Origin of the sequence: Bombella intestini (assembly GCF_002003665.1) — a bacterium.
GTDB lineage: Bacteria > Pseudomonadota > Alphaproteobacteria > Acetobacterales > Acetobacteraceae > Bombella > Bombella intestini.
Window position 1 is genome coordinate 344,661 of sequence record NZ_JATM01000001.1, and the last position, 21,094, is coordinate 365,754.

The following is a 21,094-nucleotide window of genomic DNA, read 5'->3' on the forward strand; positions in this document are numbered from 1 at the left end:
GAAACAAGCGTCCCATTTTTTTTCAAAAATCCGGAAATCAATGCAGATGGGGATGAGCCTGTGTGTCGGTACGGGGCTGCTGTGCCAAAGTGGCTTTGCCCAAACTGCTGTTACAAACCCCAATGGTAATCCAGAGTTTATACCACATACTCTTAAAGAAGCACTTTCTCTGGCTTACCTAACCAATCCACAATTAAGAGAAGCACGAGCGCAGTTACGAGCCGTAGATGAGCAAATGCCTGCAGCAGAAGCAGGGTGGCGACCAAACATTACAGCCAGCGGTGCTCTGACCTATTATAAGGGAAGTAGCAGCTATACACAGCAGACCACCATTGGTGGCCGGGTAATCAAGTTACCCAATATTCAGCGTTACAGTAGCGGCGGCTATAATACGACAGTCTCGCTGACCCAACCCATCTATCAAGGGGGGAAGACCGTTGCGAGTACGCATATGGCTAAAAACCAGATATTTGCCCAGAGAGCACGTCTGATCGAAACCGAGCAGGAAGTACTTTACAGTGCTATGAATGCTTATATCCGTCTGGTTGCCAACCTACAGCTCTTACAGGTCAGCATTAATAATGAACGTGCTCTAAGGGAGCAGCTGGATGCAGCAAACAGGCGATTCCGCCTAGGGGAGCTGAGCCGCACCGATGTGGCACAGGCTCAGGGCGCACTCGCCACGGCAACAGCTGACCTTCATCAGACAGAAGGTGCCGTACAAGCTGCACAGGCCAGCTACCTTCAGGTTATAGGAGTGCCAGCTCCTCCGAATCTGGTGCCCCCACAGCCTTTAGCGCTGCCGGTCCGCACCGAGCAGGAGGCCGTAGCGGAAGCCATGCGCAATAATCCCAACGTTATTGCGGCACTTTTTAATGAAGCCCAACAAAAAGATAACATTTCTGTGCAGATGGCGGCCATTTTGCCTAAAATCTCCGCTGGAATTGCTTATCAGCGGTCGAAAGATCAAGGGCAGGATAATTCACTGCAGGATAACAAATACGCAACTCTCAGTCTGCAAGTGCCTCTCTATCAAGGTGGCAGTGAGTATGCTGCAGTCCGTCAGGCTCGTCAGACCGCCATTGCCGCCCGCAATGAAGTGGATGTCCAGCGCAGAACCGCTCTAGAGCAGACATCAGAGAGCTGGCAGCTCTATATGTCGATCAAAGAGACGCTACGCAGTCATCAGATAGCCGTTTCTTCCAATGCTGCGGCCCTTGCTGGGGTAGAGCGGCAGGCTCTGGTTGGCACAGCCACAACGCTTTCTGTTCTTCAACAACAGGAAACATTGTTACAGTCCCAGCGAGCCCTCATCCAGAGTGTAACGTCTCTGGTTACATCATCCTACGATATTGCCCGTGCTATGGGACATCTGACCGCTGTGGACCTAAAACTGAATGTTCCGTTGTACGATGAGAAGGCCTATTACCGGGCCGTTAAGAATCGTCTCTGGGGCATTGGAGACTATCAAACAGACCAGCCTGGTCGGTAAGGGCGGGGGAGTTTTTCATCTCCACCTATCGGCAAGTTTTCACGCCGATGATATGAACGACACTACCTAACACGATTGACTTAATACCCGGGAAACCATGTCCGAACAGAACGCACACATCTCTCTGGCTCCCTCCGCTCTGGAAAAAGCCTTCATTCCTGCTGACTATGAAAATACACTTTACGCTGCCTGGGAAGAGGCCGGAACATTCGAGGCAAAGCCCGGAAAAGGCGGTACGCCTTATTCCATCATGTTCCCACCACCGAACGTCACGGGTACGCTGCATCTTGGACACGCTCTGACCTTCACTCTTCAGGATATCCTCATCCGTTGGCAGAGAGAGAAGGGGGCTAATGTTCTTTGGCAGCCCGGAACAGATCATGCCGGTATCGCCACACAGATGGTTGTAGAACGGGCACTGGACAAAGAAGGCATCAATCGCAAAGAACTCGGCCGCCCTGGCTTCATGGATCGTGTCTGGGAGTGGAAGAATGAATATGGCGGCACTATCATTACACAGCTGCGCCGTCTCGGAGCTTCTGCTGACTGGACGCGTGAACGCTTCACAATGGATGAAGGATTGTCTCGTGCTGTTCGCAAGGTATTCGTTCAGCTTCACAAAGAAGGGCTGATTTATCGAGACCGCCGTCTGGTTAACTGGGACCCGGTATTCCGTTCTGCCATTTCAGATCTTGAAGTGGAGAACAAGGAAACAAAGGGGTCAATGTGGCATATCCGTTATCCTTTAGAGAACGGTGGAACCATAACGATCGCCACAACCCGGCCGGAAACTATGCTGGGTGACGTTGCTGTTGCCGTCAATCCTGAAGACGAGCGATATGCCAGTATGATCGGCCAGACCGTCATCCTGCCTTTGACAGGACGACACATTACTATCGTAGCAGATGAGCATTCAGACCCTGAAAAAGGCACTGGAGCTGTCAAAATCACTCCAGCTCACGATTTCAATGATTTTGAGGTTGGGAAACGTCATAATCTACCAGCACCAACCATTCTGGATGAAAGTGCCTGCATTTGGTTGGATGAGATCCGCCCCGAGTTGGCTGATTATGAAGGCGTGAGCGATACAGGGTTCGTACGTTCTCTAGAAGGGCTTCACCGTGATGAAGCTCGTAAAAAGATCGTTGAACGTCTGGACGAAATGGGATGGCTGGAAAAGATTGAGCCTCATGTCCTCCAAGTTCCTACCGCGGAACGTGGCGGCGCCATTGTAGAGCCCCGCTTGACATTACAATGGTACTGTGATGCCCCCAAATTGGCCCAGCCTGCCGTGGATGCTGTCACATCGGGTGATATGGTTTTTGAACCCCGGCAGTGGGAAAATACCTTCTTCGCTTGGATGAGAGACCTGCAACCATGGTGCATCAGCCGTCAGCTCTGGTGGGGCCATCAGATACCAGCTTGGTATGGTTCCGATGGGAAGACCTACGTTGCAGAAACAGTAGAGGATGCCCAGAAACAGGCAGGCCCCTCTGTCACTCTGACGCAAGATGAGGATGTGCTGGATACATGGTTCAGCTCGGCTCTCTGGCCGTTCACAACGCTGGGCTGGCCGGATAAAACAGAGGCACTGGAATTCTATTATCCGACGAGCACTCTAGTTACTGGCTTTGACATCATTTTCTTCTGGGTATCCCGGATGATGATGATGGGGCTCCACTTCATGGGCAAGGTTCCCTTCCGCAAGATATTGATCCATGGACTTGTCCGAGACGAAAAGGGGCAGAAGATGTCCAAGTCTCGGGGGAACGGTATCGACCCATTAGATCTGATTGCTGATTATGGTGCTGATGCCACCCGCCTTGCCATTGCCGCTGGTGCTGGCTTAGGACGAGATATCAAGCTAGGACGCAATCGCGTTGAAGAGCATCGGGCATTCATCACAAAGCTTTGGAATGCCTCCCGTTTCCTTCAGATGAACGGTGTGGAGCCACAGCCTGACTTCAACCCGTCCAACGTCCAATCCACTCTAGCCCGCTGGATTCTAGAAGAAGCCCGCAAAGCGGTAGCTCAGGCAGATGCTGCGCTAGAAGCATCCCGTTTTGATGAATACACACGCTGCTGCTACAATTTTGTGTGGAATATTTTCTGTGACTGGTTTGTAGAATTTTCCAAGCCAACCTTCCGTGCTGGAGGGTCCGAGGCGGACGAGCTGAAGGCGACCGGGGCGTATGTGCTTGGTATCATTCTGCGCATGATGCATCCTGTCATCCCATTTGTAACTAGCACGCTCTGGCAGAAGCTGGGTTATTCCGGCCCGTTCGGGATCAGCAGCTGGCCTGAAGTTCCCCTGATTGCTGGTGCTGAGGATGCCGCTGATGAAATTAACTGGGTCATTCGTCTGATAAGTGATGTTCGGACAGTCCGTGCAGAAATGAACGTTCCACCATCTCAGAAAGCACCACTACTCCTTCGTGATGCGTCTGACCGGACAATTGAGCGTGCTCGAAAATGGCAAGCCGCCATCGACCAGATGGCTCGTGCTTCCGATGTTTCCCCTCTGACGGAGGAAGCACCAAAAATGGCTGCTCAACTTATTTTGGATGAAGCTACTATCTTCCTGCCATTGGAAGGGGTGATCGACCTTGATGCTGAAAAAGCTCGCCTTCAGAAGGAAATCCTTCGCCTAGAAGGAGAGATTGGCAAAGTTGAAAAGAAACTCAGCAACGAAAATTTCGTTGCTCGTGCCAAACCTGAGGTTGTTCAAGAAAATCGTGATCGGTTAGATACATTCCAGCAAGAGCTTACCAAACAGAAAACAGCTCTGAGCCGTATTAGCTAACCGCAACCAACCTTCTACACACAAAAAAGCCTGCCTTTTTAGGGCAGGCTTTTTTTATTGGGAACTCAATGTTTCCCTTAGCGCTTCTTCACAACAATCTGGGAAAGGTCACGCACCGCTCCATGTGCGGCACTGGTTGTCATGGCCGCATAGGCCCTCAGAGCCGTTGAGACAATACGTTCACGTTGAGGCTGCCAGCCAGCTGGACCTTTTGCATACATAGCAGCACGGCGATCCTTCAACTCAGCTTCTGTTACATCCAGATGTAGCAGCCGTTCGGGAATATCAATGACGATGATGTCACCTTCTTCTACTAACCCAATCAAACCACCTTCGGCAGCTTCTGGTGAGATATGCCCCACCGAAAGGCCCGAACTTCCCCCAGAGAACCGTCCATCCGTGATCAAAGCACAAGATTCTCCCAGCCCCATGGATTTGAGATAGCTAGTCGGGTAGAGCATTTCCTGCATCCCTGGACCGCCTTTGGGGCCTTCATACCGAATGACTACAACATCACCCGGGACGATCTCTTTACCCAAAATGGCATTTACAGCGGCATCTTGACTATCGAAAACCCGGGCACGGCCTTTGAACTTTAAAATATGCTCTGCCACACCAGCCGTTTTGACGATGGCTCCATCTAGCGCCAAATTACCATAGAGAACAGCGAGCCCTCCATCCTGCGAAAACGCATGCTCCCGGTCCCGCAAAACACCCGTACCCCGATCTTTATCCAGCTCCTTATAAAGACTGTTTTGGGAAAAGGCCTTAACAGTCCGAACCCCGCCGGGCGCTGCCCGGAACAGTTCTTCCGCTTCACTACCTTTTTGGATGATATCCCAGCGTTTTAAAGATTCTGCCAGAGTGGGAGAGTGAACGGTCGGCGTACTTGTATCAATCAGGCCAGCACGATCCAGCTCTCCAAGAATAGCTGGGATACCGCCAGCCCGATGAACATCTTCCATATGCACATTGGCAACAGAAGGTGACACTTTGCAGAGATGAGGAACCTTCCGGGATAGGGCATCGATATCACTCATCGTGAAATCGACCTCAGCCTCTCGTGCAGCTGCAAGCAGATGCAGCACAGTATTGGTAGACCCCCCCATGGCAATATCTAGCGTCATAGCGTTCGCAAAAGCAGCCTTGGTAGCAATACCACGGGGCAGGGCGGTCAAATCATCCTGCTCATACCACCGTTTAGCCAGCTCTACGCTTAAACGACCTGCGTTTAGAAAAAGCTCTTTTCGCTTGGCGTGTGTTGCCAACAGTGACCCATTGCCTGGGAGAGAGAGTCCAAGGGCCTCTGTTAAGCAATTCATGGAGTTTGCCGTAAACATGCCCGAACATGAGCCACAGGTCGGACAAGCAGAACGTTCTACACGCTCCGACACGTCATCACTAACACGATCATCAGCTGCGGCTACCATAGAGGTCACGAGATCAACGGCTCGCTCGATCCCGTCCATATCTGCTTTACCGGCTTCCATCGGTCCGCCAGATACAAAAACGGTGGGAATATTCAGCCGCAGAGACGCCATGAGCATGCCCGGCGTGATCTTGTCGCAGTTACTGATGCAGACCAAAGCATCAGCGCAATGGGCGTTAACCATGTACTCCACGGAGTCAGCGATCAGCTCTCGTGAAGGTAGAGAATACAACATCCCCCCATGACCCATGGCGATACCGTCATCTACGGCAATCGTATTGAACTCTCTGGCAATGCCGCCTGCTTCCTCAACAGCAGATGCAACAAGAGCCCCCATATCTTTGAGATGAACGTGTCCGGGCACAAACTGGGTATATGAATTAGCAATAGCAATGATGGGTTTATTGAAGTCATCATCGCCCATGCCTGTCGCCCTCCAGAGCGCACGGGCCCCTGCCATATTGCGGCCACGGGTGCTTGTATGAGAGCGATAGGCAGGCATCTAAAGAACCTCTTCCGAAAAGAAACGTTTTATGGCGTCTTACAGTAAGAAACGATAATCTAAAATAGAAAAATTGAAAGATATGAAAAGCCTGCCCGTCACCCCCTAGCCGTGTGCGCCTCTGAAGGCCATATGCAGGACTTTCATGACTGTACATGAACAGGATCAACTATGACACGCACATCATCTATCATTCTCGGGGGCGGCTGCTTCTGGTGTGTTGAAGCCATCTTCAACGGCCTTCGGGGGATCATTTCAGCTAAACCCGGTTATGCTGGTGGTCATACTGAACATCCCGATTATAAGGCCGTCTGTACAGGTGAAACAGGCCATGCCGAGGTGATACAAGTTGTATTCAACTCTACCGAGATCAGTTTGGAAGATATCCTGCGGGTCTTCTTTACAACCCATGATCCGACTCAGCTGAATCGACAGGGCAATGATATTGGAACTCAGTACCGGTCCGTCATTTTTGGTGATGATGCCCAACAAGCTATCGCCCGGACCATTCGTGATGAGATTGCAGAACAGAATATCTGGGGAGCGCCGCTTGTTACATCTATTGAAGGGCCTGCCCATTTCTGGGAGGCGGAAGAAAGCCATCATGACTACTTCGCTCGTAACCCAGAAACAGCTTATTGCGCAGCTGTTGTCGCTCCTAAAGTCGCCAAGGCTCGAAAGCTCTATCGTGACCGCTTAAAATAAACATCACAATCAATGACATACAGTTTGAAGGAGCTGACGGGCTCCTTCATTCATCATATTCTAACAAAACACGATCTGTTTCTTCATCATAGCCAAACAGATTGGCATAGCGTGCCCATGAAATGGCCGTATTAAGTGTCTGCCGCGCATAAGTGGTCGACATGGTATCTTCTAGTTTGCGTCGGAAAATGTCGGCATCCATCGCATGATTACTCCGCTCATCCAGCGTTCCACGGATCAGCTTTAATAAAGGAACGGAATGGAGCAGAGCTGTCCGCATAATGTCCCGACGTGCATCTGCATCGCCTTCTACGAAAGTACGCCCCGTACTGGTAAGCATAATGTCGCCATCTTCCAGCTCCGCAAAATCAAGAAGCTGCAAGGTCTCACCAAGAGGGAAGAGGTCATCCAACGTCATCTGGAGCTGATTGGCTAATTCCGGCAAATCAGCTCGACCGGAGAGCGGGGCATGCTCAAGGGATTCCATCAGACCAACTAATAGTTCGATCGAAATATCAGGTAGCACGCTGAAGGAATCGCTTTCATCCTGCACATCACCTTGTTCAGGCACAGCAAGATCAGCCTCAGAAACACTCGGGGCTCGAAGTGTCATCAAGGTATATATCTGGTCCACAAAATGCCGGAAATCATCATCCTGACGGTTTCTGGGATGTGGGAAAGGCACAACAATTTCGTGTGTAATGCGCCCCGGTCCAGACGAGAAAAGCAGGATTCTGTCGCACATCAACACAGCTTCCTCAATAGCATGTGTTGCCAGCACCATAGCCTTGAGCGGTCCTAACCGATGCTCCTGCCACAGTTCAATCAAGTCGGTTCGTAAATTTTCTGCACTCAGATGATCGATATTGAGGAATGGTTCATCAAGCAGCAAAATTTCAGGCTGTCGGGCCAGAGCACGGATCAAGGAAGCTCGTTCCGCCAGAGCATCAGAAAGTTCTCTCGGATAGGCACCTTCATAGCCATCCATATCAAGAACCTCAATGATGGCATCGGCGATCTTTTCACGCTCTTCTCGTGGCTGACGTTTAGCCTCCAGTGCTAGCAGAACATTTTCTCGAACCGTTAGCCATGGAAAGAGAACATCATCCTGTAAGATGATGGACACTGCTTCCAGCGATTGTGCTGTAGCACGACCTTCTCGCCAAAACACTTTCCCTTTTTTAGGTGCTTCTAACCCCGCCATGATCTTTAAAAGGCTGGATTTACCCGACCCTGAACGTCCAACAAGCCCCAGAATCTCACCCTCACGGACTTCCATATTGACCTGTTCAACAATCGGGACATCCTGATTGCGGGCCTTGTGTGCAAATTGTGCGCAATCAGCTAAGCGTAAGATAGCACTCATGAGCTAGATCCTATAACGGTGCGCCATACGTTCCTGCAGCGGGATACAAAGCCCCCACCGAACAGAGATGGCCATTAACGTCATTAGACACAGAAGAACACCCTGCACTCCATAAGCGTGTGCCTGAAGAATACGGAGATGAAGCGTTTTTCTCTCAAGCAAAGCGGCTAGATAAACATTATCCCAAAAGAACGGGAGTGCCACGATGATCGCTTGCATCAGTGCTGGACAAAGCAGGGGGATGCGAACCTCTTTCCAGAATGACCAGAGGGGCAGACGAAGATAATGTCCCATAATGATGAACTGACGCCCCACTGCATCATATTCCCGTAGGAAAGCCCAACCAACAAGTCCCATGATAGCCAGAGTAGGTACAGTCACTAAGGGAATAGGAAGAGACAAGCCCAGCCAGGCCATAAAAACAGGGAAGAGGGCCAAGACTAGACAGCATTTCCGGATACGCTTTTGTACTATTGTGGGAAGCCCTAGCAGTAGCCCGCCGACCCAGCCCCAAACTCCACCAATCAAACAAATGGCTATAACCAGCGTTCCTAAAGGACCTGGCACACCCCAAAAGCCACATGCCAAGAATAAGGTCAGAACAGTACCGATCGCACCAAGTAAACAGCGAGTTCTCCAAGATAAAGAGTGATCTTCTGATCTACTTTTCTGCACCTGATCACAGACCGCATAATGACGCCCATATCCCCGCAGAGGGTCAATGAGACCATGCTGAACCAGGAAAATAGGAATTAGCATGAGGATCAATACAACACAGGCAGATAATTCCCCATTGCCGCCAGCCATGAGGGATGAGAGAAGGGCACCTCCAAGCCCGGAATCCGGAGGAAGAAATAGAGCCATCATCAGCTCCCCCCCCAGAATACACAGCCAGAAATCAGGGAGGTCCCGCAGGACAGCCCTTACTAACTCGGGAAAAGCGAAAGGAAGATGAAGCCGCCAGAATGTCTGCCAGCGACTCAACCTTAGAGCTCTGGCAGTTTTCAGGAAACTAGATGGGATACCGGTTTCCGCTTTTAAGGTGGCATGAACACTTCTGACTAGCAAACTGAGAAACGCTACCGTCAGAACACTCCAGAAGGGCGGAAAGATAGCGCAGAACAATCCCAGAAGGCAGAGAGACGGTATTTCGCCTAGGATGGCTGTTACCCCAATAAGAATCCGCCGCAGCACGGTTGAACAGGCCGCTAGAGATAGCAGAATCCCATGACCCATTATTGCCAGTAAAAGTGCAGCTACACTTTTACCCAATGTCCAGAACATGTCTTCCCACGGGGATGGAAAGATCGGGGTGGATATGAGGTCACAATTTCGAAGAAGACCGTACAGGGCCCCAGCGACCAGAATACAGCAGGACACCCCGCTGCCTCGATACGCAAATAGCCAATGCCTGCATCTTTCTCCCCAGCTAGAAAGATGAGCAAAGGGCCAAGTATCTCTCCTCATGACTGGCCCATGGGTAAATGAATATTCATGACCGGCCCTTTAAATGTCAGCCTTTGGGTATGGGGAAACTGTCAGTGACCGGTACTGCCGAAGCCACCATGCCCACGGTCAGTTGTATCAAGGCTGCTGCATTCCTGCCACTGCATTCTCACGACGGGAGCCAGAACACCTTGAGCAATCCTCATGCCACGTTCGATGACAAACTCCTCTGTGCCTGCATTGATAAGAATAATGCGAATTTCTCCACGATAGTCTTCATCAATGGTACCGGGGCTATTGGGAACCATAATACCATGCTTCAACGCCAATCCCGAACGAGGACGTATCTGCAGTTCATAGCCTTCAGGGAGAGCAATACAAAGTCCTGTCGGTACCAAAGTACGTTCCCCCGGCTTAAGAGACAAAGGTGCCTCTACGGCGGCCTGAAAATCCACTCCTGCCGCACCGGCTGTACCATAAGCGGGTAAGTCCAAACCTTCAGAATGAGGAAGGCGGAGAATACGGACATTCATAATGTTCGACATGGCTTGGCAACCCCTCAAATAAGAATGGGTGACTGTTAACCCTGTTTCTGGAAAAAGGCTACTACCTGCTCAGAAAGACGTTCTGCCAGAGCGGATTTGTCCATTTCAGGCCAATCTTCCGTGCCCATTTCCGTTAGGAATAGAACCTGATTGCGATGTCCTCCAAAACGATGCTTACTTACATCATTAGCGAGAAGCCAATCACAGCCCTTGCGACGTCTTTTCTGTTCTGCATGCTTCCGGAGATCATCCGTCTCTGCTGCAAAGCCAATAACAAGAGTAGGGCGCTCCTTCATCTGAGACAATGTCGCCAGAATGTCAGGATTTTCACGAAGTATTAGGGTTGGAGGACCGTCAGCAGACTTCTTCATCTTTCGATTGCTGACACTCTCTGGCCGCCAATCGCTGACCGCTGCTACACAAATGGCCGCATCAGCTGGCAGCTGCTCAAGACATGCTGCTTTCATGTCTTCTGCTGTCCGCACATTAATCCGCTGTACGGACGGCGGGGTAGGCAATGAGACCGGACCACTTACAAGCCGAACATCTGCACCTTTTGCCGCCAGAGCACTCGCAATGGCATATCCTTGAAGACCTGACGAATGGTTGGAAATAAAGCGCACCGGGTCAATCGGCTCAACGGTCGGACCAGCCGTTACGATAATACGGCGACCAACCAGATCAGTTGTTTTTCCCAAAGATGATCTGACCGCTGCAAGAATCTCATCAAGCTCTGCTAGCCGCCCTGTACCAGTTTCCCCACATGCTACATTACCATGTGATGGCCCAACACAACGGACACCACGCTGTTGTAGCAAAGAAAGATTTGCCTGAGTGGCAGGATGGCCCCACATATGCGGGTTCATGGCGGGAGCTAGGAGAATAGGGGCCTCTGTAGCCAGAAGAAGGGTTGTTGCCAAATCATCAGCCATCCCATGCGCTATACGGGCTATGAGATTGGCTGTCGCCGGGCAGACTAGCACCATATCAGCCGAGCGAGCGAGTGCTATATGCCCGATTTCACTCTCTTGCCCGGGCCGAAACAGTTCATCATGAACAGGATTGCCGCATAATGCTTCCAGTGAAAGCGGCGTTACGAATTCTCGTGCTGCTTCTGTCATCACGGGAATGATCTCCATTCCCTCACGCCGCAACTCTCTGGCAAGATCTAACGCCTTATAGGCAGCAATCCCTCCTCCCAAAATGAGAATGATACGAGACATAAATCAAAGCCGCCAACCAGAATGAATGGCCACAATGCCCCCGGAAAGATTCTGATAGGACACACGCTCCATTCCGGCAGCTCGCATCATACCAGCCAACGTTTCCTGATCAGGGAACATGCGGATACTCTCAGCAAGATACTGGTAACTCTCTGCATCGCCGGCAATCATCTGGCCCATGCGAGGTAGAACCTGAAATGACCACAGATCATAAATGGCGGACAGAGCAGCAACATCCACTTTCGAAAATTCAAGACAGAGGAAACGCCCCCCCGGTTTCAAGACACGCCGTACCTCACGCAGGACAGCCTCCTTGTCCGTACAGTTCCGCAATCCGAACGCCATAGAAACACGATCCATAGACGCATCCGGGAAGGGAAGGGTTTCAGCATCGACAACGCAGACATCCATCTTTCCGATTAGCCCTGCCTTGATGGCACGTTTCCGACCAACCTCTAGCATCGCTTCGTTAATGTCTGAAAGAACAGCATGACCACCACCACGTCGCAGCCAACCAAATGTGATATCACCCGTTCCACCGGCCAGATCGAGTAATTTATGCCCTGGCTGTGGAGAGAGCATGGTCACGAAAATACGCTTCCAAACCCTGTGAATCCCCAGAGACATAGCATCGTTCATGATGTCGTATTTACCGGCAACACTTTCAAACACCTGCCGGACCAGCGGTTTTTTTTCGCCCCGTGGCACATCACGATAGCCGAAATCAATCGTATCAGCCTCAAAATCAGCTGACGAAGAAGAGGAGGTATGGGAAGAATGGTTCTCAGTCATACATCCTCGTTATCTCATTGCGGATATTTATGCCAGAACTCCCGGAAGTTGAAACCATCCTCCAGAGCATGAAATCAGTCTTGGAAGGGCAGACCCTATCATCCATAGATGTCAATCGGCTGGATTTACGCCTACCTTTCCCATCAGGGCTGTCCACCATACCGCTACATCAACCGATCATACGGCTGCGACGTCGTGCTAAATACATTCTTATTGATTTCCAACATGATTGGACCATCCTCATACATCTAGGTATGTCCGGCAGACTGTTCATTAACCATGCAGGAGAGAATCTTCCCCCTCGTAAGCATGAGCACCTTGTTCTTTGGACGGGAAACAAGTGCCGTATTGCTCTCGTTGATCCCAGACGGTTCGGCATGGTCTGTCTCTTTCAAACAAAGAAGGAGGGGCAACAGCCACAGCTGGCTCATCTGGGTATCGAACCACTCTCCAGCCACTTTACGGTACAAGCTCTTGCAGAAGCTCTTGCCACAACCCGCATGCCCATCAAAAACGCCCTGTTAGACCAACGCCGTATTGTTGGGCTGGGAAATATTTACGTTTGTGAAGCCTTATTTAAGGCGCACATTCATCCCCAAAGAGCAGCGAATAGTTTGGACAAAAAAGAAATGAAGCGCCTCCATGGTTTCATTGTGGAGATACTTCAGGCCGCTATTGCAGCGGGAGGTTCTACCCTCAGGGATTATGTCCACACAGATGGCCAGCCCGGCGCCTTTCAGAACTTACACCTCGTATATGGCAGAGAAGGGGAATGCTGCCCAATTTGCCTAACAAAAGGACGCTCTGTCCCTGTGCAACGCATAACACAAAGCAGCCGATCCACGTTTTTCTGTCCACACTGCCAGAAAAATCCGCATAAGTGATCTATCATCGTTATCGAACATAAAGACAATGCTTGACGTAATGCTGGCATGGGGGTAGAGGAGCAGACATTATTTTTTAGCGAACTATCCGCAGGAAACCTGAAGCCCATGGCAAACAACGCATCTGCCCGTAAACGCATCCGTCAGAACGAGCGCCGCCGTCTGCGCAACGCTTCTCGTCTGTCCCGTATGCGTACCTTCATCAAGAATGTTGAGAAGGCTATCCTGTCCGGCGACAAGACAGCAGCAGCTGAAGCACTGCGCGCCGCTCAGCCTGAGATGCAGCGTGCAGCTGGTAAGGGCGTGATTTCCCGCAATACGGTCAGCCGCAAGATCTCTCGCTTGTCTGCCCGTATCAAATCCCTTGCCGCCGCTGCCTGATCAACTGATCAAAGCAGAATGGCCCGCTTCGTCAGGAATGATGAAGCGGTTCTGGGCGCGCCCGCTGGGCGCGTTCTTTTTTTGCCGCCCGTAGGGAACGAAGGTAATGCAACCCTGAACAGGCTTTCCCTTCCATGAAGGTTAAGGTAGTGTGACGGGATATCTACCACACCGGCAAAAACACTTGATTACCCCTTCCAGCGGGTTCTACCCTAGCTGAAGGTTTGCCAGACTACAAAGTACGGAGATCAGAAGTGGAAAAAGCTCAGTCCCAGGACGCTGCTATGGCCTCTTCTGATGGTTCTTCCCTCAAAATATCTTGGTTACGCATCTGCGACCGTCTGAAAAGTGAGGTCGGTGATGTGGAGTATCGGATGTGGATCCAGCGCATCACCTTGGGGCCGCTGGATGATGATGAAATCACACTCTACTTGCCGGAACGTTTCCTGAGAGATTGGGTCCGGGCACAATATGGCCAGCGTCTTCAGTCTTTGTGGCGAGAAGAAAACCCGGTTGTTCAGCATGTCGAACTCCGTATCGACAAAAAGGCACAACGTGCGGCGGCTATGGATAGTCTACCACAGGCTAGTGGTGACGGTGTCGCTCGCAGCTCTTCCATCAGCGCTATAGCCAATGAAGACGCTGCCGCTTTGGAACGTGAAGAGGCGACTATAGCTGCGCCCACTTCAACAAATGAAGTTCGGAACGATCTGGCTGTCCCGCTGGACCGGCGTTTTACGTTCGATAATTTCGTTGTCGGCAAGCCTAATGAATTTGCCTACGCCTGCGCAGGGCGTGTAGCTGACCATCCAGCTAGCCCTGGCTTTAATCCCCTTTTCCTTTATGGCGGGGTAGGTCTTGGCAAGACGCATCTCATGCATGCTATTGGTCTTAAGTTGATTGAACGGGGGAATATTTCGGTCGCCTACATGTCCGCCGAAAAATTTATGTACCGTTTCATCGCTTCCATGCAGTCCAAATCTCAGATGGAATTCAAGGAGCAGCTCCGGTCGGTCGATGTGCTGATGATCGATGATCTGCAGTTCCTGATTGGGAAAAACAGTACGCAGGAAGAATTTTTCCATACATTTAATGCGCTGGTAGATGCTGGACGGCAGATCATCGTTAGTGCTGATAAGAGTCCCTCAGATCTTTCTGGTCTGGAAGACAGGCTCCGCACACGACTTGGCTGCGGTATGGTGGCGGATATTCATGCCACAACGTTCGAGTTGCGAATTTCCATTCTGGAAGCGAAAGCCAAAGCCTCTGGAACGCCAGTTCCCCCTAAGGTTCTGGAGTATTTGGCCCATAAAATTACCACCAATGTCCGGGAGCTGGAAGGGGCCCTAAATCGCCTCATTGCACATGCCGATCTCGTTGGTCGCCCTGTGACACTGGAATCGACACAGGATGTCCTGAAGGACATGCTCAAAGCTCATGAGCGCCGTGTTACGATTGATGAGATTCAGCGTAAGGTAGCGGAACATTTTAATATCCGCCTGACGGATATGTCCTCTGCTCGCCGCGCTCGAGCCGTAGCCCGTCCTCGGCAAATTGCCATGTATCTGGCTAAACAACTTACAAGCCGGAGCTTGCCAGAAATTGGTCGTAAATTTGGTAATCGAGACCATACAACCGTCATGCACGCTGTAAACCGCATTTCGGAATTAATGGAGCAGGACCCCGGGCTAGCCGAAAGCGTTGAACTGCTTCGCCATATGCTAGAAAGCTGAAGATGGCTTTTCAAACATGTTCTTATTTTGCTAGAGAGACATATTACTCTTCCCGATAAGGCTTTGGGGTTGTCATGAAGTTCACGGTTGATCGCGCGCCGCTCCTGCGTGCATTGTCTCACATTCAGGGTGTAGCTGAAAAACGGAACACCATCCCCATTCTCGCCAACGTGCTGATGGAGCATGACGGTGAAGTTCTACGTCTAACAGCAACGGATATGGAAATTGCCGTTGTTGAGGAAATTCCTTCTGAAGCCACGCAGGCAGGCTCAGTCACCGTTCCTGCTGCTGTCCTTTTTGAGATTGTCCGTAAACTCACTGACGGTTCATTGATTGAGTTTACGCAGACAGATGCGGAGAGCCCCCTACAGTTGAGGGCTGGACGGTATGAAACAAGCTTGAATGTTCTACCTGTAGATGACTTCCCAGCCATGGTTGCTGGCGATCTTCCTCACCATTTCACCATTCAGGGAGGTGATCTAAGGGGGCTGATTGACCGCACTCGCTTTGCCATGTCTAATGAGGAAACCCGTTACTACTTAAACGGCATCTATCTCCATATTGTACTGGAGGGGAAGAAAAACTACCTGAGAGCTGTTGCCACCGATGGGCACCGGCTGGCCAAGGTTGATGTTCCTGCACCTTTTGGTGTCAAAGAAATGCCAGGGATCATCGTTCCACGCAAAACAGTTACAGAGGTTCGGAAATTACTGGACAATGATGGAGCTTCTGTAGAAGTAGCTCTGTCCGAGACACGCATACAGTTCCGCATCGGCTCCATTCTTCTGACGTCCAAATTGGTGGATGGCACTTTCCCGGAATATAGCCGAGTCATCCCCCAGTCCAATTCACGCCTCTTGCGGGTTACCAAACAGGACCTCGCAGCAGCTGTAGGGCGGGTAGCGGCCATCAGTCAGGAGCGTCATCGCCCTGTTAAACTGACCATCACCAAGGATCATCTAACTCTTTCAGCTACCAGCCCCGATCAGGGGATCGCTCAGGAAGAATTGGATGAGAATAGCGTCACTTATGGTGGTGATGACATGGAGATTGGCTTCCAAGCTCGGTATCTGACAGATATTACGGATCAGATTGATGTTGAGGCCGAATTTGCCTTTGCAGATAGCTCGTCCCCAACATTGATCCGCGATACTAGTCAGCCAGCAGCTCTATACGTTCTTATGCCCATCCGGGTTTAAACGATTTCCTTGAACCTGCAACGTCTGACATTAACGGATTTTCGTAATTACAGACGTTGCGTCTGGGAGCCATCAACAGCCCTGTCTGTCCTAACGGGGGAAAATGGCAGCGGCAAAACCAACTTTCTAGAAGCTCTCTCTCTACTTGCTCCGGGGCGAGGGCTTTTAGGGTCACCGGCTCATGTACTGCCCCGTTATGGGGCAACTCATTGGGGTATCGCCGCCCATCTTGATAGAAATGGACAACAGTTCCAATTATCTACTGGTCTAGCAGAGGGGCGGGGACGGCGTATCTTTCTCCTTGATGGTGAACGGACCAAAACACTCTCAGAAATTGCCCATTTATATTCTTGCGTCTGGTTAACACCGCAAATGGAGCGCCTCTTTCTGGAAGGCGCCTCCAGCCGTAGGCGTTTTCTAGACCGGTTAACCGTGGCGCTTCTTCCTGATCATACCCAACAGCTTATGGCCCATGAACGTTCCGTCATGAGTCGGAACCGTGTCCTTTTAGAACAACCCCACGAAACCGCTTGGTTGACCTCATTGGAGGAATCTATAAGCCGCCATGCCGTTGCAGCTACTGCGGCTCGTCTGCACCTTGTCGAAACGCTGGCTGAAACCCCCTTCGGTAATGAATCCTTTCCTCAAACCACTTTGAACCTACATTGCCCCGTTGCCGCCGCTCTGAGGACCAGTCCAGCGCTGGAGGTCGAAGACAGGCTACGTCATGCCTTGCAACAGTCACGGGAGCAGGACCGATCCCGTAAAAGCACATCTATCGGGGCGCATAAGGCAGATATAACTCTGCAGGATTCCATGACTGGCCGTGAAGCATCTCAGTCTAGTAGTGGACAAAAGAAAATTATGCTCCTCAGCATCATCCTGTCGCACGCTTATGCCATCAGCAGAATTTGGGGACATGCTCCGGTCATCTTATTGGATGAACCCTTAACCCATCTTGATGAGCGTCGCCGTATCATTCTGATGGAAAGTCTTTCCGCTCTGCAAACAACAACCATCTTGACTGGAACGGAAGCAGAACTTTTTGCTCCCATCAAAAAAGCTGCCTCTTTCTTTCACATTCATGATGACACTCTCCATCCAGCATAACTGAATGGGGATACGGCACTTTTCTTACGGTTTTCGGGATAACACGGGCGACAGCACTGGTCAGGAAAGGGTTCTGACAGTATATTCGCTTATCAGAGCTCTCAGCTAACCGGAGTAATGCGCAGGCATGTCAGAATCCCATAACCAGCCGGAAATCCAGTCTTCCGATCATGAGGAATATGGCGCCTCTTCCATCTCTGTTCTGCGGGGATTGGATGCTGTTCGTAAACGGCCCGGCATGTATATCGGTGATACGGATGATGGCTCCGGGCTGCATCATATGGTCTTCGAAATCATCGATAATGCTGTTGATGAAGTTCAGGCCGGTTTCGCTTCCTATTGCATTCTCACCCTAAATGGAGATGGCTCCGTCACTGTCCGGGATAACGGACGGGGTATTCCAACAGACCTGCATGAGGAAGAGGGCATCAGTGCTGCTGAGGTTGTTCTTACAAAACTACATGCTGGCGGTAAGTTTAACCAGAATTCCTATAAAGTCTCCGGTGGTCTACATGGCGTGGGGGCTGCAGTTGTTAATGCACTCTCCGAAACTATGGATGTCCGTATCTGGCGACAAGGGAAGGAGCATGCCATCCATTTCCGTCACGGTGAGAGAGTGGCTCCACTGGAAATCATTGGCGACTCAACCGAGGAAAACGGTACAGAGGTTACCTTTAAGCCTAGCGCAGAAACATTTTCCAAAACCGAATTCGAGTTCAGTATTTTAGAACGCCGCGTCCGTGAGCTGGCCTTCTTGAACTCTGGCATGAAAATCATTCTCCGTGATGAGCGTCACAGCGAACCACGAGAGGTGGTTTTCCATTATGAAGGCGGGCTGACTGCCTTTGTTCAATGGCTCAACAGCTCCAAAACACCCTTGATTGATCCTCCCATTACTGGTGAGCTTCAGGATGACGCTTCTGGTATTAAGGTGGAATTTGCGCTCTGTTGGAATGACAGCTTCCACGAAACAATGCTGTGTTTTACCAACAATATTCCCCAGCGTGATGGCGGAACACATCTAGCAGGATTCCGGCAAGCTTTGACACGCGCTGTCGGGAAATATGCTTCCATGCTGGGCAATAAGAAAGAAACTAACAACCTTACTGGTGAAGATATGCGGGAGGGACTGTCTGCGGTCCTGTCTGTTAAAGTGCCAGACCCCAAATTTTCTTCCCAAACGAAAGATAAACTGGTTTCTTCCGAAGTTCAGCCTGTCGTACACGCCATTGCAGCTGACATGATAGGCCATTGGTTTGAAACACATCCCAAAGAAGCTCGCACCATTATTGCCAAAATTGCAGATGCGGCTAATGCCCGAGAAGCAGCCCGTCGTGCACGAGAGTTGACACGCCGCAAGGGCGTGTTGGATGTGTCATCCTTACCGGGAAAATTAGCTGACTGTCAGGAACGCAACCCGGCGGGGGCTGAGCTGTTCATCGTAGAGGGGGATTCTGCTGGTGGAACAGCCAAGCAGGGACGGGACCGCCGTTTCCAAGCCATTCTTCCCTTACGTGGTAAAATTCTCAATATTGAACGAGCCCGGTTCGACCGTATGCTAGGCTCTGCTGAAATCGGCACATTGATTACAGCACTAGGGACAGGTATTGGTCACGGCCCTGCCGAGCAGGGGGGCTTTAATATTGATAAGCTCCGCTACCACAAAATCGTCATCATGACCGATGCCGATGTTGATGGGTCTCATATTCGAACCTTGCTGCTGACCTTCTTCTTCCGTCAAATGCCCCAACTGATTGAAAATGGTCATCTCTATATCGCCCAGCCGCCGCTCTTCCGGGCTAAACGTGGGCAAGAAGAACGTTACCTCAAGGACGAGCCGGCACTGGACAGTTACCTACTGGATAAAGCCCTGAATAATGCAGCTTTGACCTGTTATGATGGGACTGTTTTAGAAGGCACGGCTCTTCGTGAAATAATCGACCGTTTCAGCCGGATTGCGCAGGATATGCGGGCACTCTCAGCCCGTGTTCCACTTTGGATTGTAGAACAGGCCGCCGTCAGTGGCATTATTAACCCTGATACCACAATCAGAGAAAAAGCCATTGATGGTTTCGTAACCCGTCTTGATGCCGCATCTCCCGAAAGTGAACGAGGCTGGAGTGTGGAGGCTGATGGGCAAGGTGTGACCTGCCGTCGTTTCCTTCGTGGTGTTGGCGAGCGTTATACGTTTGAAGGAACACTTCTCCGTTCTAGCGAAGCTCGCCGCCTTCAAGCTCAATCTCAGTGGTTGGCCGATTTCTTCAGTAAGCCTGTGACACTACGGCTTGATCAAAAAGATTTTGAATTTTCTGGCCCAGGCATGATGATGGAACAGATATTGACACAGGGACGTCGTGGTCTGGCCATCAACCGCTTCAAGGGGCTGGGAGAAATGAATGATGAACAGCTCTGGCATACTACGCTAGACCCAGCCAGCCGTACTCTTCTTCAAGTGCAGGTCGGCGATGTAGAAGAGGCGGGGCAGGTTTTCTCAACTCTCATGGGGGACGTTGTAGAACCTCGTCGTGAGTTCATTGTGGATAATGCACTAAAGGTGGCAAATCTTGACGTTTGATACGCCTTCCATCCGTCGCTTCGCCATCAGTGGATGCCTCACTAGCCTGATAATGGCTTCTGCCTGCTTTTCTGGAAGAGCAGGGGCCGCTACTGATTCAGCAAGGCCACCTTCCGTACCAGTGGCACAGCAAAGATCTGCAGCGGCGTCAGCACCTTCTGCGCAGAACATACATCTTCGATATGGCGTTTTCGTTCACGGTTATCATGCCCTTAGTGCTGATGCAGATTATGTTCTTCAGCCGTGGGGATACGGTGTAGAAACACATCTTTATACCGTTGGCCTTGCCAGCTGGTTTCTTACACTAAACTTGATGAGTAGCACCCAAGGACGTTTCAATGGGGATGATGTAGCACCAATTTCCTTCAACAATAGTGGCTTTGCTCACGGTGAGGAGGAAACGACGCATATTGATTTTGATCTATCTGGTCCTCACGTGACTGTCCTTTTACCAGTTGAAAAGCAACGAGAGCCACTACCTGAGCCAGAGCTGAAGCAATCCATCGACATGCTCAGTTTTCTTGTAGAGCTAACACATCGCCTTTCTCTGAAGCATGACTGCACGCTCAGTAGGCCCATTTTTGATGGTGTCCGGTTATCCTATCTGGAGGTCCATGGCCCCAGTCAGACGACCATCCCGAAGGATCATGGCTCTTATTTCAAAAGCGATGCCTTGAAGTGCGAGTTTACAGGCCGACAGATCGGCGGTTTTTCTCTTAGCACACATTTCAAGGCGGCTCAGTCTTCACCACACCAAGGAGCAGTCTGGTTCGTCCATGATCAACAAGGTGGGTTTATCCCGGCTCGTGTCGAGTTTGCTCACTACAAACTAGGGCAGATTCTTGTTGTCTTACAGTCCGCACCGAAGATTTCCACTGTAGTGCGCCCCCAAACACATTGAAGATTTTT

Annotated in this window: 16 protein-coding genes; 10 read left to right on the plus strand and 6 right to left on the minus strand. The window is 50.8% G+C overall.

Features of this window, described 5'->3' with window-relative positions; genetic code table 11:
- Positions 1 to 46: 46 nt before the first annotated feature.
- Together AL01_RS01640 and AL01_RS01645 are read left to right on the plus strand one after the other, a co-directional pair.
- On the plus strand, positions 47 to 1,492 hold the full coding sequence (locus AL01_RS01640) for a TolC family outer membrane protein (RefSeq protein ID WP_077395863.1): 1,446 nt from the start codon (positions 47 to 49) through the stop codon (positions 1,490 to 1,492).
- Between the two features lie 97 nt (positions 1,493 to 1,589).
- On the plus strand, positions 1,590 to 4,295 hold the full coding sequence (locus AL01_RS01645; protein ID WP_077395524.1) for a valine--tRNA ligase: 2,706 nt from the start codon (positions 1,590 to 1,592) through the stop codon (positions 4,293 to 4,295).
- A 77-nt stretch (positions 4,296 to 4,372) separates the two neighbouring features.
- Here AL01_RS01645 and ilvD read toward each other — a convergent pair whose 3' ends face one another.
- Positions 4,373 to 6,226 carry a dihydroxy-acid dehydratase gene (gene ilvD, locus AL01_RS01650; protein WP_077395525.1) on the minus strand — a complete coding sequence of 618 codons (1,854 nt, stop codon included), beginning with the start codon at positions 6,224 to 6,226 and terminating at the stop codon, positions 4,373 to 4,375.
- A 171-nt stretch (positions 6,227 to 6,397) separates the two neighbouring features.
- Between ilvD and msrA the strand changes: the two genes are divergently transcribed.
- Positions 6,398 to 6,931 carry a peptide-methionine (S)-S-oxide reductase MsrA gene (msrA, locus tag AL01_RS01655; protein ID WP_077395526.1) on the plus strand — a complete coding sequence of 178 codons (534 nt, stop codon included), beginning with the start codon at positions 6,398 to 6,400 and terminating at the stop codon, positions 6,929 to 6,931.
- 46 nt (positions 6,932 to 6,977) lie between these two features.
- Here msrA and AL01_RS01660 read toward each other — a convergent pair whose 3' ends face one another.
- From AL01_RS01660 to ubiE, 5 genes are all read right to left on the minus strand, one after another.
- On the minus strand, positions 6,978 to 8,297 hold the full coding sequence (locus AL01_RS01660; protein ID WP_077395527.1) for an ABC transporter ATP-binding protein: 1,320 nt from the start codon (positions 8,295 to 8,297) through the stop codon (positions 6,978 to 6,980).
- Between the two features lie 3 nt (positions 8,298 to 8,300).
- A complete protein-coding gene (locus AL01_RS01665; protein ID WP_158075913.1) occupies positions 8,301 to 9,581 on the minus strand; it encodes an ABC transporter permease subunit in 1,281 nt (426 codons plus the stop codon).
- 254 nt (positions 9,582 to 9,835) lie between these two features.
- On the minus strand, positions 9,836 to 10,288 hold the full coding sequence (gene dut / locus AL01_RS01670; protein WP_077395529.1) for a dUTP diphosphatase: 453 nt from the start codon (positions 10,286 to 10,288) through the stop codon (positions 9,836 to 9,838).
- A 35-nt stretch (positions 10,289 to 10,323) separates the two neighbouring features.
- The gene (gene coaBC / locus AL01_RS01675) at positions 10,324 to 11,511 is read right to left on the minus strand and encodes a bifunctional phosphopantothenoylcysteine decarboxylase/phosphopantothenate--cysteine ligase CoaBC (RefSeq protein WP_077395530.1); all 1,188 of its coding nucleotides are present in this window, start codon (positions 11,509 to 11,511) and stop codon (positions 10,324 to 10,326) included.
- A 3-nt stretch (positions 11,512 to 11,514) separates the two neighbouring features.
- Positions 11,515 to 12,303: a bifunctional demethylmenaquinone methyltransferase/2-methoxy-6-polyprenyl-1,4-benzoquinol methylase UbiE gene (gene ubiE, locus AL01_RS01680; protein WP_077395531.1), complete on the minus strand. Its 789-nt coding sequence runs from the start codon at positions 12,301 to 12,303 to the stop codon at positions 11,515 to 11,517.
- 29 nt (positions 12,304 to 12,332) lie between these two features.
- Between ubiE and mutM the strand changes: the two genes are divergently transcribed.
- From mutM to AL01_RS09360, 7 genes are all read left to right on the plus strand, one after another.
- Positions 12,333 to 13,187: a bifunctional DNA-formamidopyrimidine glycosylase/DNA-(apurinic or apyrimidinic site) lyase gene (mutM, locus tag AL01_RS01685; protein ID WP_077395532.1), complete on the plus strand. Its 855-nt coding sequence runs from the start codon at positions 12,333 to 12,335 to the stop codon at positions 13,185 to 13,187.
- Between the two features lie 108 nt (positions 13,188 to 13,295).
- On the plus strand, positions 13,296 to 13,568 hold the full coding sequence (gene rpsT / locus AL01_RS01690; protein ID WP_077395865.1) for a 30S ribosomal protein S20: 273 nt from the start codon (positions 13,296 to 13,298) through the stop codon (positions 13,566 to 13,568).
- Positions 13,569 to 13,852: 284 nt separating this feature from the next.
- Positions 13,853 to 15,301 (plus strand): chromosomal replication initiator protein DnaA, encoded by a 1,449-nt coding sequence (dnaA, locus tag AL01_RS01695; RefSeq protein ID WP_241502651.1) that lies wholly within the window; start codon positions 13,853 to 13,855, stop codon positions 15,299 to 15,301.
- Between the two features lie 74 nt (positions 15,302 to 15,375).
- Entirely contained in the window at positions 15,376 to 16,500 is a 1,125-nt protein-coding gene (gene dnaN / locus AL01_RS01700) for a DNA polymerase III subunit beta (RefSeq protein ID WP_077395534.1), read from the plus strand.
- A gap of 9 nt (positions 16,501 to 16,509) precedes the next feature.
- A complete protein-coding gene (gene recF, locus AL01_RS01705) occupies positions 16,510 to 17,610 on the plus strand; it encodes a DNA replication/repair protein RecF (protein WP_077395535.1) in 1,101 nt (366 codons plus the stop codon).
- A 127-nt stretch (positions 17,611 to 17,737) separates the two neighbouring features.
- Positions 17,738 to 20,185 (plus strand): DNA topoisomerase (ATP-hydrolyzing) subunit B, encoded by a 2,448-nt coding sequence (gene gyrB, locus AL01_RS01710; protein ID WP_077395536.1) that lies wholly within the window; start codon positions 17,738 to 17,740, stop codon positions 20,183 to 20,185.
- 52 nt (positions 20,186 to 20,237) lie between these two features.
- Positions 20,238 to 21,086: a DUF3108 domain-containing protein gene (locus tag AL01_RS09360; RefSeq protein WP_241502673.1), complete on the plus strand. Its 849-nt coding sequence runs from the start codon at positions 20,238 to 20,240 to the stop codon at positions 21,084 to 21,086.
- Positions 21,087 to 21,094 lie beyond the last annotated feature (8 nt).

Bases quoted from the DNA above. Each gene is read 5' to 3' on its own strand.
- AL01_RS01640 (WP_077395863.1), top strand. From the start codon at position 47: ATGGGGATGAGCCTGTGTGTCGGTACGGGGCTGCTGTGCCAAAGTGGC.
- AL01_RS01645 (WP_077395524.1), top strand. From the start codon at position 1,590: ATGTCCGAACAGAACGCACACATCTCTCTGGCTCCCTCCGCTCTGGAA.
- ilvD (WP_077395525.1), bottom strand. From the start codon at position 6,226: ATGCCTGCCTATCGCTCTCATACAAGCACCCGTGGCCGCAATATGGCA.
- msrA (WP_077395526.1), top strand. From the start codon at position 6,398: ATGACACGCACATCATCTATCATTCTCGGGGGCGGCTGCTTCTGGTGT.
- AL01_RS01660 (WP_077395527.1), bottom strand. From the start codon at position 8,297: ATGAGTGCTATCTTACGCTTAGCTGATTGCGCACAATTTGCACACAAG.
- AL01_RS01665 (WP_158075913.1), bottom strand. From the start codon at position 9,581: ATGTTCTGGACATTGGGTAAAAGTGTAGCTGCACTTTTACTGGCAATA.
- dut (WP_077395529.1), bottom strand. From the start codon at position 10,288: ATGTCGAACATTATGAATGTCCGTATTCTCCGCCTTCCTCATTCTGAA.
- coaBC (WP_077395530.1), bottom strand. From the start codon at position 11,511: ATGTCTCGTATCATTCTCATTTTGGGAGGAGGGATTGCTGCCTATAAG.
- ubiE (WP_077395531.1), bottom strand. From the start codon at position 12,303: ATGACTGAGAACCATTCTTCCCATACCTCCTCTTCTTCGTCAGCTGAT.
- mutM (WP_077395532.1), top strand. From the start codon at position 12,333: ATGCCAGAACTCCCGGAAGTTGAAACCATCCTCCAGAGCATGAAATCA.
- rpsT (WP_077395865.1), top strand. From the start codon at position 13,296: ATGGCAAACAACGCATCTGCCCGTAAACGCATCCGTCAGAACGAGCGC.
- dnaA (WP_241502651.1), top strand. From the start codon at position 13,853: ATGGCCTCTTCTGATGGTTCTTCCCTCAAAATATCTTGGTTACGCATC.
- dnaN (WP_077395534.1), top strand. From the start codon at position 15,376: ATGAAGTTCACGGTTGATCGCGCGCCGCTCCTGCGTGCATTGTCTCAC.
- gyrB (WP_077395536.1), top strand. From the start codon at position 17,738: ATGTCAGAATCCCATAACCAGCCGGAAATCCAGTCTTCCGATCATGAG.
- AL01_RS09360 (WP_241502673.1), top strand. From the start codon at position 20,238: ATGGCTTCTGCCTGCTTTTCTGGAAGAGCAGGGGCCGCTACTGATTCA.